This is a genomic window from Microcystis sp. M165S2 (assembly GCF_020245885.1).
Classification (GTDB): Bacteria; Cyanobacteriota; Cyanobacteriia; order Cyanobacteriales; family Microcystaceae; genus Microcystis.
In genome coordinates, this window is sequence record NZ_JADBTZ010000229.1 from 1 (window position 1) to 11,241 (window position 11,241).

Annotated in this window: 12 protein-coding genes, 1 tRNA gene and 1 pseudogene; 5 read left to right on the plus strand and 9 right to left on the minus strand. The window is 38.8% G+C overall.

From position 1 onward, the window contains the following. From IM479_RS11715 to IM479_RS11740, 6 genes and pseudogenes are all read right to left on the minus strand, one after another. On the minus strand, positions 1 to 687 hold a 687-nt coding region (locus tag IM479_RS11715), incomplete at its 3' end, for a tetratricopeptide repeat protein (protein ID WP_502882667.1). 20 nt (positions 688 to 707) lie between these two features. Further along, positions 708 to 938: a type II toxin-antitoxin system MqsA family antitoxin gene (locus IM479_RS11720; protein ID WP_287684355.1), complete on the minus strand. Its 231-nt coding sequence runs from the start codon at positions 936 to 938 to the stop codon at positions 708 to 710. 178 nt (positions 939 to 1,116) lie between these two features. Continuing rightward, on the minus strand, positions 1,117 to 1,455 hold the full coding sequence (locus IM479_RS11725) for a XisI protein (RefSeq protein ID WP_287684354.1): 339 nt from the start codon (positions 1,453 to 1,455) through the stop codon (positions 1,117 to 1,119). A gap of 161 nt (positions 1,456 to 1,616) precedes the next feature. Then, positions 1,617 to 2,705: a tetratricopeptide repeat protein gene (locus IM479_RS11730; protein WP_287684352.1), complete on the minus strand. Its 1,089-nt coding sequence runs from the start codon at positions 2,703 to 2,705 to the stop codon at positions 1,617 to 1,619. A 293-nt stretch (positions 2,706 to 2,998) separates the two neighbouring features. Next, positions 2,999 to 3,328 (minus strand): annotated as a pseudogene (locus tag IM479_RS22640) (helix-turn-helix transcriptional regulator). Further along, positions 3,325 to 3,681 (minus strand): type II toxin-antitoxin system RelE/ParE family toxin, encoded by a 357-nt coding sequence (locus IM479_RS11740; protein ID WP_287684350.1) that lies wholly within the window; start codon positions 3,679 to 3,681, stop codon positions 3,325 to 3,327. Before IM479_RS11740 ends, IM479_RS22640 begins: the two are co-directional and overlap by 4 nt. 209 nt (positions 3,682 to 3,890) lie before the next feature. On the opposite strand from IM479_RS11740, the gene IM479_RS11745 reads away from it, so the two are divergent. From IM479_RS11745 to IM479_RS11755, 3 genes are all read left to right on the plus strand, one after another. Continuing rightward, positions 3,891 to 4,142 carry a hypothetical protein gene (locus tag IM479_RS11745; RefSeq protein ID WP_287078828.1) on the plus strand — a complete coding sequence of 84 codons (252 nt, stop codon included), beginning with the start codon at positions 3,891 to 3,893 and terminating at the stop codon, positions 4,140 to 4,142. An 86-nt stretch (positions 4,143 to 4,228) separates the two neighbouring features. Then, complete coding sequence (locus tag IM479_RS11750) at positions 4,229 to 4,480, plus strand: hypothetical protein (RefSeq protein ID WP_002766984.1); 252 nt, start codon at positions 4,229 to 4,231, stop codon at positions 4,478 to 4,480. Beyond that, the gene (locus tag IM479_RS11755) at positions 4,477 to 4,890 is read left to right on the plus strand and encodes a type II toxin-antitoxin system VapC family toxin (protein ID WP_287684349.1); all 414 of its coding nucleotides are present in this window, start codon (positions 4,477 to 4,479) and stop codon (positions 4,888 to 4,890) included. The genes IM479_RS11750 and IM479_RS11755 overlap by 4 nt, the downstream gene beginning before the upstream one ends. Before the next feature lie 15 nt (positions 4,891 to 4,905). Here the strand turns inward: IM479_RS11755 and IM479_RS11760 are convergent, their stop codons facing one another. Continuing rightward, on the minus strand, positions 4,906 to 6,219 hold the full coding sequence (locus IM479_RS11760; RefSeq protein ID WP_287722375.1) for a tetratricopeptide repeat protein: 1,314 nt from the start codon (positions 6,217 to 6,219) through the stop codon (positions 4,906 to 4,908). 209 nt (positions 6,220 to 6,428) lie between these two features. Further along, positions 6,429 to 6,502, minus strand: a tRNA-Arg gene (locus IM479_RS11765). Between the two features lie 43 nt (positions 6,503 to 6,545). Between IM479_RS11765 and moaC the strand changes: the two genes are divergently transcribed. Then, complete coding sequence (moaC, locus tag IM479_RS11770; protein WP_158199384.1) at positions 6,546 to 7,046, plus strand: cyclic pyranopterin monophosphate synthase MoaC; 501 nt, start codon at positions 6,546 to 6,548, stop codon at positions 7,044 to 7,046. Between the two features lie 184 nt (positions 7,047 to 7,230). Here moaC and bchH read toward each other — a convergent pair whose 3' ends face one another. Beyond that, entirely contained in the window at positions 7,231 to 10,896 is a 3,666-nt protein-coding gene (gene bchH, locus IM479_RS11775) for a magnesium chelatase subunit H (protein ID WP_287684346.1), read from the minus strand. Positions 10,897 to 11,137: 241 nt separating this feature from the next. Between bchH and IM479_RS11780 the strand changes: the two genes are divergently transcribed. Next, positions 11,138 to 11,241 (plus strand): helix-turn-helix domain-containing protein (locus IM479_RS11780; RefSeq protein ID WP_286823842.1); only part of this gene is annotated, 104 nt, incomplete at its 3' end.

Consider the following 11,241-nt stretch of genomic DNA (forward strand, 5'->3'; position numbering starts at 1 on the left):
GTATCTTCCTTGAGAATAGTAAAGTAATGCCAAATTGTTGAGACTTTGTGCGGTATCGGGATGGTTGTCTCCTAATTGTTGTTTCCTGATAGCTAAGGCTTGTTTGTAGAGGGGTTCGGCTTCGCTGTATCTTCCTTGAGAATAGTAAAGTAATGCCAAATTGTTGAGACTTTGTGCGGTATCGGGATGGTTGTCTCCTAATTGTTGTTTGATGATAGCTAAGGCTTGTTTGTAGAGGGGTTCGGCTTCGCTGTATCTTCCTTGAACTCTGTAAAGTGCTGCCAAGTTGTTGAGACTGGTGGCGGTATTGGGATGGTTGTCTCCTAATTGTTGTTTCCTGATAGCTAAGGCTTGTTTGTAGAGGGGTTCGGCTTCGCTGTATCTTCCTTGAACTCTGTAAAGTAATGCCAAATTGTTGAGACTTTGTGCAGTTAGGGGATGGTTGTCTCCTAATTGTTGTTTCCTGATAGCTAAAGCTTGTTGTGCTAGAAGAATCGCCTCGTTATATTTCCCCTGCTGATACAATTGAATAACTTGCTGATTTAATCTTTCTGCTTCGGCTAATTTATCTTGCGGTGAAGCCTGAGAAATCACCTGTCCCACCGTTGGGGTTAAGATGACTCCCGATAATCCCATCATCCCGGTAATGACGACAACCGCTATCCCTGATTTGATTGATACTTTCATTGGTTTTTTATCCCTAGAGTTTATTGATAGGCAAAAACATTAACTTGAATAAATTTGTCGGGTTGAGACTTGTGCTGTAATAAAATTCTGATTTTTTCTGCCGTTTTACTACTAAAAACAACTTCACCACAGTTATAACATACTTGAGCGGGGATTTTTTCAACTAGGATTAGGCTGCCATCAATCCTAAAAGTTTCATCGACTAATTTTTCTTCAGCATCTTTTGAACCACATACATGACAAATAAACATAATTATCTCCTCAACTGTAGAACATTTAGATTAGCGGTCGAATTAAGGGAACAGGTAAGAGTTTCTGCTGGTTTTCCCAATTTTAACAATACCCAACTTAAACGCACAACAGCTTAACAGCCATCATCCATGATTCAAATTTCATGCTTACTTCCTCTGTAAAATGCAATTAGTTGTTTTAAGTACCATATTTAGTATAAGGACGTTTATAAGGTGGTTGTAGTCCCAAAACAATATCCTCCCTCTTAACACCCATTGAAATTAAATCCTCTGCTGGATTCAATTCCGTTAAATTTTGTTGTAGCCAAATCTTATTATCACGAATATCAAAATGAACAATCGAGCGGTAAACTCGTTTTAAACCTTCCCATCCTACATTCATCCACTGATAATGATCCCGTTCCACATCAAATATTAATTGTACTTCTACGTCTTCACCGGTAACATCTTCTGCTACATAGCGACTTAACAAATTTTGCACTGCTTGACGATATTTTATGAGTTTATCTTTATCCATTGTGTAATTACCTCCGTACAAAAGTAGTAGCCATTATCCATAATTTATAGTAATTTCAAATAAGTTGTAGGGGCGAAGCATTCGGATAAGAAATCTACGGTTTCAGCGATAGGTTATTGCCCGAATGCTTCGCCCCTACGGGAGTGCTATAACTTCCATCCTTACTCCCTCTTTAAAATTTCATTAATTGTTTTAGCCAATTCCTGAACCTGCGAAGTATCCCCTAACTGATTATAAGTCCCCTTCGCCTTGGTTAACCACTGTATCGCCTCATCTTTATTTCCCAAGATACGATAAGCTATTCCTAAACCCGCTTGTATCTCCGCTTGCACTGACAAATTCTCTGTATTTGTTGCCAGTTTTAACGCTTTTTCATAAGGTTTTTTTGCCAACTGAGGTAAACCAATCTTAAGGTAAGTATCACCCAATAGTTGATAAACCGTAGCAACCTGACTATTTTGCTTTACCAATCCTTCCAATACCTCAACCGCATCCCCATACAACCCATAACCTCGATAAAGATGCGCTAAAACTAACCCTGCTTCCTCTGGTGATAATTGCTGCTGTTGAACAGTTTTAACAGCATCTAAAACCGTTGTTTTCGTCTGTTCATCTAATATTGTAAACCCGACTTTTTCATCATCACTTCTAGAAGACGCACCATTATCAGCTTCTATGGTTACTCGATATCGCTCTCCTGCTTCCAGAGGAGGTTCACCAGGATAGACTATTTCAGTTTTGTTTGTCTGCGTTTCCCAATTAACCCCATCTATTTTGACAGTATAATTAGTTGCACCCGGAACAGCATTCCACCGCAGGGGAGGACGATTGGTAAGAATATTCGTTTGACGAGGAGTAATTAGATAAGGTAATTTTGCTAAAGCTTTCTCTGTTTTTCCTGTTGGACGGAGGGTTGTATTATTGCTATTGGGAAGTGGAATCACAGGATTTCCCCGAGGACAGCCACTAGAAACAATATACCTTCCCGGTTTAACCGTCCACTTCTTGAGATTACTACAATAAACCTGAACAGAAGCGTTAGCTGCTACTTCTAACTTATCCTCAAAACTGAGGGTAAGTCCGACAGAAGCAGGAAGCGGTTTTTTCCATTGTGGTTTCTTGACAGTAACTTTCCCTTTTACCTCAAAAATTGTGTTAACTCCAACAGTGTTACTGAAAGTCGCCGACGAAAATCCTACCGTAATTAATATCAGGGAAATGGGGGTAAAGAGTTTGAGAAATTTATTCATAACTAGAATCAATTGAGGTTTTGGATTTAATTAGTTTCGTTGTTGAACTTTAGTCCTCATCTGGTGCGATTTCAGAAAACGGGGTTTTTCAGAAAACGGGTTTTTAATAAAAACGGGTTTTCTCGTTTGCCCAAAATGTAGGAGAACCTATTTTTTTCAAAACTACCCTTCTATTTTAACTATTTTTTAGCTTCATGTAAATATTTTCTGCCTTGAAACAAGCGAACACCTTTATTATTGAGTATCAATTATAATATTGGCAAATAATCTCTGTGTCCTCTGTGTCTCTGTGGTTAATTACACTTCGTTTCTGAATAGTCACCAATAATTATAGGTTCTTTGTTGGGAATTTTGACAATAATTTCGACAGTTCCACCTAATGCGTTAACTACTTCGCGCAGTGTATTTAGCTCTAGATTTTACTCTTGTTTAAGTCTAGGTACTATTGATTGCTGTACTTCAAGATGCTCTGCCAATTCTGATAAAGATAAACCTAGTTTTTCTTGCAAATACTTAAGCGTAAGTTCCTCTAAATAAATTTGAGAAGCTCTTGCTTTAATACTTGCTTGTCGTTCTTTACCAAGTTTATTGAATTCTTCCGAGAAGTTGGTATATTCTTTCATGACTTTTCTTCCTTAAGTTTTTCCAGATATTTTTGATAACGTTGATCTGCTATAGGAATATTTTCTTTGTACCATCTTTTGTTACCTGACTTGTTCCCCCCAACAAGTAAAATTGCTTGTCGATGAGGATCAAAGGCAAATAAAACACGCCAAGGTTCACCTTTATACTGAATACGAAGCTCTTTCATATTCTTAAAAGAAGATCCTTCAATGGTATCAACTCGTGGTCTCCCCAGTGCTGATCCAAGTTTCATCAATACAGTTAAAACAGCAAATACTTCATTTTGAAGTCCCTGTTCTTGTTGATAAAACCAGAACCTAAAATCTGGATCAAATATAATATTCCATTCCATAACTATAATGTAGTCTATACATAAAATAATGTCAAACTTTCAGTTAAACATTCGGCTCTCTTGCCATCATCAGTATAAATTATAACATCGGTGAATAATCTCTGTGTTCTTTGTGTCTCTGTGGTTAATTACCCTCGATAATCTCCGTACCTCGCTCCAACTCGAAAATGCTATGATAAAAGTAAACTATCACTAAGGAAACTTTAATCATGACTAACTTACACAATCATTCAACCTCTAACACATCCGAAGAGCCTGAGTTATCAATGGAAGAACTCGATGCTAAATGGGATGCACTAGAAAATGACCCAGAATTTCGCAAAAAACCTTTTTGGCAAAGAATTGTTGAGATTGGTAAAGTTGTTCCCCAATCAGAATGGCGAAAACACTTACCTACAGACTTTGCGCGTAATTTTGAACACTATATGTACGGTGCACCGAGAGAAGATGAGGAAGAATGAAACAAATTTTCGCAAAACATTTACCTGACCAGATAATTTAGGTTATCATTAACTTATTCTCTTTAATCTAAAAGGAAACTTTAATCATGACTAACTTAAACAATCATTCAACCTCTAACACATCCGAAGAGCCTGAGTTATCAATGGAAGAACTCGATGCTAAATGGGATGCACTAGAAAATGACCCAGAATTTTTAGCAAAACCTATCTGGCAACAAATTATAGAAATTGGTAACGTTGTTCCCCAATCAGAATGGCGAAAACACTTTCCCAGAGACTTTGCGCGTAATTTTGAACACTATATGTACGGCGCACCGAGAGAAGATGAGGAAGAATGAGAACAATTTTCTTAGATACATCCTATTTACAGGCTCTTGCTGATTTTGGCGATAATCTTAATCCATTAGCTACAGCTATGACAGGACGACTCCGTAACTTTAGAGGTGTTACCAGTGAAATGGTTCTGACAGAATTACTCAATGCTTTATGCAGTAGAGGGGAATATTTACGCAAATCAGCTATTCGTCTAACTCATAGATTACGCAATGACAGCAAAACCATAATTATTCCCCAAACCAGTGAACAATTTCAGCAAGCTTTTGATTTTTATCAAAGACGATTAGATAAAGGTTACAGTTTAACCGATTGTGCTTCCATGCAGATTATGAGACAACTGGAAATCTATGAAATATTAACTTTTGATAAGCATTTTCAGCAAGAAGGATTTAGCGCATTACTCAGAGAATAGTCAGTAAATTTTACTTCACTTTAATTTTTTTCTCGCTTCATATAACCATTGCTCCTCCTCTGTATTAATTACCCTCCCTTGAGCTAAATTAAGACATTTACGCCAATTTTCCTGAGATAATTTCTTGTCTTCTTTTTCTAAAAGTTGAGCATAAATACAAAAAGCAGCACCGGGATTGCGGATAAATTTCTGATAAGCTGGATTTTCAGCGATACCAATAGCAACTAAAAGATTAGGAATTGCATCTTCACTGCGATTTTGCTTAAATCTGGCCCAGCCTAGATTTTTATAAATACTATATCTTTGTACTGCTAAATTGCGTTTCTCATCTTCAGTAAATTGGTCTAGTTTTTCATCTTTTTCTGCCAATAATCTCTTGGCTTTTTCCAGTAACTCTACTGCTTCTGCATTCTTATTATCGCGCAGATACCAATAAGCGAGATTATTATAAGCATCTATAAAACCACCTTTTGCCGCAATTAAATAGTGTTTCTTCCCATTAGTCAAATCCTGTAAATCTTCATAAAGTGTTGCTAACTTATAATGAGCATCTAGATTATCTGGATCTAACTCAATCGCTTTTAAATACTTCTCTTCGGCTGAAGCTAAATTAGGAAATTCTTGACTTGCTGGCGGAGGAGATTGTAAACGGTTGCCTTCTTGCTTATAAAACTCAGAAAACCAAGAGAAATTTAGATAAATTCCCAAGAGAAAAGCAAAGACTATTACTGTTACAGAAAACTGTATTTCTTCATAGCAATGTTCAGCAATCCCAAGAAATTTCATTAACTTAACAAAACCCTTCTGGCGCGTTCGTGTGAGAGCATTTTCAGTTTGTAATAAAGAAATGAAAGTCGAAAAAATAACACCCCCTATTTCTAGCAAACCTGAACCACCACTAAGAAACCGAGTAGCAATCGTTCCGATTAATGTAAAATTAACCCCTAATAAAACCAGTTTACCGATTCTCAATAGCCAATCAAAGCGATTGCAAGGATGCAGAGATTCCCTACTTTCTAAATGCCACCACCAAGCCTTATCAGAAATAGGTAAAGTCTCCCGATATTCAGCTAAGTCAAGAACTTGAGTAATTTTGTAGCTTTTCTGTTTTAATCTATTATCTTGTTCGATTAATTTTGACCGCATATCAACCGAAATTTCCGCCTCAGCTTCCATTTGTTTATGAAGAACATCTCTGGCGGCAATAATTTCTAAAGCCTGTTCTTTTTTCAGAGATTTATTATGAGAAGTATCTAAATAATTTAGAGCATTCTGGTAACGCTCTAAAGCAACTTGAAAGGGTATCGGCACAGGTGCAGGAGAACTCATATTATACAATCCTAAAAGTTTAGTTTCTTTCACTGTTTGAGGGTAAAAAATACTCCAGCAAAACTGGCTGATAATACTAAATCCTGTTTAAAAAGTATAGGAAAGTGGGAAGATGGGCAGATGGGGACTTGAGGGAGTTTTGAGCAAAAAACCAAAGGAATTAGGAACCCTAGGGCCCTAATTCCTGTAGTATATGCCATTGTATCTAACGGGCTTGGAGAGACTCGAACTCCCGACCTTGTGGTCCGTAGCCACACGCTCTAATCCACTAAGCTACAAGCCCTTGTTTTTCTCAACAGTAAACCACTATAGCACAGGTTCATTCAATGACGCAAGAGGGTAAAGAAAAATTATCTCATCTCGACAGCCAAGGCGAAGCCCAGATGGTGGATGTATCGGAGAAAATGCCCACTAAACGCACTGCTATCGCGCTAGGACAAGTGAGAATGCTAAAAACGACTTTTGAAGCCATAGAACAGGGAAATGCGCCTAAAGGGGACGTTTTAGGGACGGCAAGATTAGCGGGAATTATGGCTGCCAAACAAACTTCCTGCTTAATTCCTCTTTGCCATCCCTTACCCCTGCAAAAAATCAATGTTCAGATTATCCCGAAAGCAGAGTTACCTGGTTACGAAATTCGGGCAGAAGTGGTGACAAAATCGGAAACCGGTGTAGAAATGGAAGCTTTAACGGCAGTATCTGTGGCAGCCTTGACTTTGTACGATATGGCTAAAGCGTTAGAAAAATCAATCCTGATTGAAAATATCCATCTGCTGAGTAAAACAGGAGGGAAATCAGATTATCACAACAATCCCCTGTTGCCATGAGTGTGGGGTGTGGGGTGTGGGGTGTGGGGTGTGGGGTGTGGGGTGTGGGGTGTGGGGTTTTACCAATTTTCAGGGAGTCAATTACCTAATTTTCCTCCCAATCACCCCAATCGCTGGCACTTTTTGATTTCAAAAAAGCCTAAAGATATTATCCAACAAGGTTTTTAGATTTATTCAGCAGACCCTAAGTAACCCCTTCTAGTTTTTCATCGGTCAATTGATATAATTCCTGTAATTTCTCTAATTTGTCGGGGTCTGCTTGCCAAAAACCGCGACCCTGTGCTTCTAACATTCTACCGACAATATTACGGAAAGCTTCGGGATTAGCTTGACGCAATTTTTCCGCCATTTCTGCATCAAAAGCGTAGGTATCGGCTGCCTGATCATACACCCAATCGTCACTAAAATTAGCCGTACCGCCCCAACCAATTAAAGCGGTCATTCTTTGGGAGATTTCGTAGGCCCCACCGGAACCTTGATTAACCATGGCCTTGGCCCATTTAGGATTGAGTAATTTACTGCGGTATTCTAAGCGCAAAACCTCCTCTAATTTGCGGGGAGTTGTATCATTGGAAAAACTCTCGACAAAACTTGTCATTACCCGTTTACCGCTTTGTTTTTCTGCGGCTAATTTTAATCCTCCCGTGTTGCCGTAGTATTCCTGAATATCGGTTAAACCGTATTCTACCGAGTCAATTTCTTGGATAATACTTTCACTGGTTTTTAATAACTGTTGTAGCACTTCTGGCCGCGCTTGTCCCTTATCTTGACGACCATAACTAAAAACATTACGCTTTTCCCAAGTTTTCGCTAATTCGTTGTCATTGTCCCAATTTCCCTCCACTACTTGGTCATTAACTAAAGAGCCAAAATCTCCAGCAGGATTGGAAAATAAACGAGCGCTGGCATTGTCAATTCCTTGACTTTTTAAGGCTAAATAGTGCTTACGGATATAATTATCATTTTCCGATTCTTCTATCTCAGCTGCCCGCTGCATTAAATCATCTAATAACTCGATAATATTGATAAAAGTATCCCGAAAAATTCCCGATAAATTAGCCAGAATATCGATGCGCGGGTGTCCAATTTCTTCTAGGGGTTTTAATTCATACCTGACAATTCTTCCCGTCCCCTCTTTCACCGGTTCCGCACCGACTAATTCTAAGAGAATACCTAAGGATTCACCCTTAGTTTTAATCACATCTAATCCCCAGAGTAAAACCGCTACAGTTTCGGGATATTTTCCTTTTTCGGTTAAGTTTTGTTCTAGCAGTTTTTTGGCGATTTCTCGTCCGCGAGTGTAGGCTGCGGGGGAAGGCATCCGGTAGGGATCTAAAGCGTGTATATTGCGTCCTGTGGGCAAAACTCCCGCACCATCTCGGAGTAAATCACCCCCCGGTGCTGGGGGTACATATTCCCCATTTAATCCCCGCAAAAGATTAGTTAATTCCTCGCTATTTTGTCCTAATAAATTTTTAATAGCAATGCCTTCTTTAACCTTTTCATTGGTTGCTTCTTCAGCGATAATTTGCTGAAATTCTCGCTCAGATAAATCGGTAAAATAAGCATCAAGATAACCTTTTAATTCTTCCTGATTGGGAGCAGTTCCTAGGGTGTGTAAACCTGAAGAAAATAGTCTTTGTTCGACGATTTGTAGGTAATTATACACCTTGACAAAATAATCGGTTAGTGCATAGCGACTAAATAATTTGGCATTTTCTAAAGTGAATTCTATTCCCTGTTTTTCTGCTTCCAGAAAAGGACAGTCTTTAGAGATACCTGTATCAATAATTTTTTGGAGGATACTATCTCTTAAAGCGTAATTTTTCTCAGGATTTTCTCGAAATTCTGCAATCAAATCTCGCAGAATCATCAATTCTTTATACAATCCCGCTCGTCCGTAGGGTGGCACATTATGGGAAATTAACACCCCATAACCGCGACGTTTAGCTAGGATAGATTCCGAGGGATTATTAGCGGCATAAATATATAAATTCGGTAAATCTCCTAATAAAATATCTGACCAAGAATAACCGGTATTTCCTAGGGGTGAACCGGGCAACCATTCAACAGTTCCGTGCATACCAAAATGAATGATCGCATCGGTCTTAAAATCTTTTTGTAACCACTGATAAAAGGCTGCATACTGAGGGTGAGGAGTTAAATCTTTTTCAAACATTAACCGCATCGGATCCCCAGCAATTCCTAAAGGTGGTTGCACTCCAATCCAGACATTACCTAACTCAATCCCCCCTAAATGATACTGGTTGCCAACAGTTTTTATCCCCGCATCTTTCAGAGATTTCCAGTGTTTTTCGATGCGGGAAGTTAACAGATAACCTAGCCAATTTTCTAAAGTTTCTATCGATAAACGATTTTGTTTAGAGAGATTTTCATCATCGGCAAATTTAACTTTTTGAATAATTTCTTCCCCGTCTTCGGGAATCGTTCCCACATTATAACCCTGCGCTTGTAAAGCTTGTAAAAACTTAACTAAACTCCGGGGAACATTTAATAAAGCTGCCGTACCAACTGCCCCATAACCCGGGGGAAATCCATAGAGAATGATGGCTATTTTGCGTTCTTGCGGAGGGGTTTTATGTAACTTAATCCAACTATGCAAACGTCCAGTTAAACGCTGTAATCTTTCGGGGATTAAATAGATAGTTTCCCCCACTAATCCCCCCAGAGGAATCGTATCAATTGCTCCATCTAATTCGGGTAAAGCGTATAGAACCACACTCTGTAAACCACCGATTCCCTGTCTTGTCCAAGAATAAATATCTTGAATTAATAAAGGGGCAGCGATAAGATAAGGAATATTTTTAGCGGACAGAATTCGTTTAGCCACTTCTACCTGTCTTCCTGCTTCCATAGAACCCGCAGGACCCCCCACCAAAGGAAAGCCAATCGTCGAAACAATTGCATCTACTGTCACCGCATCTTTACTTAAAGAAGGAGTTTCAATGATTCCTTTTTTTCTTTGCTGAATTTCGTAGTCTGTGGTTAACCAATCCCGAACAATTGTATGGCCTTCCACTCCGTTAATAAACACGGGTAGGGGAATTAAATTAGCCGTTTCAAAATGGCGGATTAATTGATTAATATAGGGCAGTTTACTGATAACGTGCTTCCGATAAAGCAGCAGGGCAACCACTGGTTTATCAAGAGATTTATTTTTTTCATACCAAGCCAAATATTCTTGGGGAGTGAGAAAATAACCGTTATAATCGGGGTGTAATAGTCCCTTATTGGGAGTTTCGATAACTTCGGGTATTTCCCGTACTTTTAATCCTAGATATTTTTGGGCAATTACCCAACACATAGCGGCAACATTTTCCGTTCCTCCCGCATTCCAATAACCGTAAATAATTAACCAATTACGCAAATCTTGAACTTTTTTAGCGGGAATAAATTTCAGTAGTTTCGGACCGGTTTTGAGGAAACTGAGATAACCAGCTAACTTATCTTCTTCCTTGCCACTGGAAAATTTACTCAAGATAAATTGAATTGGTTTTGGCATTCCTTTTGGTTTATCCCCGATGGCAAATTCTCCCAAACGGGTTAAACTCATTAACTCTAAAGCAGACTCAAAAACTAAGCGAATCGGAATCTGTGCTGCTCGTTGCCGCAGCCAAGTAACTTGATCGTAATCGAAGATCAAACTAGCAAAAAAAACGTCGGCAGTGGCTAAAGCTTGCTCGACTATTTCCGGTTCGCTAGTTAAGGATTTATCGCTAAATACTTTTACCTCTAAATCGGGACATTTAGAACTAGCCAACAGGCCCGATTGCCGATACAAATTACTGTTAAAGGTTTCAAAGCCAACAATTAAAACAATGCTTTTCATAAGAATATATTTTTATACTAAATCCGGTTATTAAAAACTGATTATTTATTCCCCCTTTTGCATGAGTGCTTCTCCTGATATGTAGCCTGATTTAGTATTAGACCAATCAGGGTGGGTTATCCTGATTGAAAACACCCCCTGAAATGATCATCGAAAATTTGGGTCTGAAACCCCGTCGTTCTACGACGGCTTTACCGTTAAATATTAGCACATTTACGGAATATATGCTAAAATGCTCCCCATGGAAAAAGCCTATTCTTACCGATTTTACCCCACACCAGAACAAGAGTCGCTATTGCGGCGCACTTTGGGCTGTGTAAGATTAGTTTACAATAAAGCTCTCCA

What these genes read in the sequence shown, in the direction of transcription:
- IM479_RS11740 (WP_287684350.1), bottom strand. Translation starts at nt 3,681, where the DNA reads ATGGAATGGAATATTATATTTGATCCAGATTTTAGGTTCTGGTTTTAT.
- IM479_RS11725 (WP_287684354.1), bottom strand. Translation starts at nt 1,455, where the DNA reads ATGGATAAAGATAAACTCATAAAATATCGTCAAGCAGTGCAAAATTTG.
- IM479_RS11730 (WP_287684352.1), bottom strand. Translation starts at nt 2,705, where the DNA reads ATGAATAAATTTCTCAAACTCTTTACCCCCATTTCCCTGATATTAATT.
- IM479_RS11755 (WP_287684349.1), top strand. Translation starts at nt 4,477, where the DNA reads ATGAGAACAATTTTCTTAGATACATCCTATTTACAGGCTCTTGCTGAT.
- bchH (WP_287684346.1), bottom strand. Translation starts at nt 10,896, where the DNA reads ATGAAAAGCATTGTTTTAATTGTTGGCTTTGAAACCTTTAACAGTAAT.
- moaC (WP_158199384.1), top strand. Translation starts at nt 6,546, where the DNA reads ATGACGCAAGAGGGTAAAGAAAAATTATCTCATCTCGACAGCCAAGGC.
- IM479_RS11750 (WP_002766984.1), top strand. Translation starts at nt 4,229, where the DNA reads ATGACTAACTTAAACAATCATTCAACCTCTAACACATCCGAAGAGCCT.
- IM479_RS11720 (WP_287684355.1), bottom strand. Translation starts at nt 938, where the DNA reads ATGTTTATTTGTCATGTATGTGGTTCAAAAGATGCTGAAGAAAAATTA.
- IM479_RS11745 (WP_287078828.1), top strand. Translation starts at nt 3,891, where the DNA reads ATGACTAACTTACACAATCATTCAACCTCTAACACATCCGAAGAGCCT.
- IM479_RS11760 (WP_287722375.1), bottom strand. Translation starts at nt 6,219, where the DNA reads ATGAGTTCTCCTGCACCTGTGCCGATACCCTTTCAAGTTGCTTTAGAG.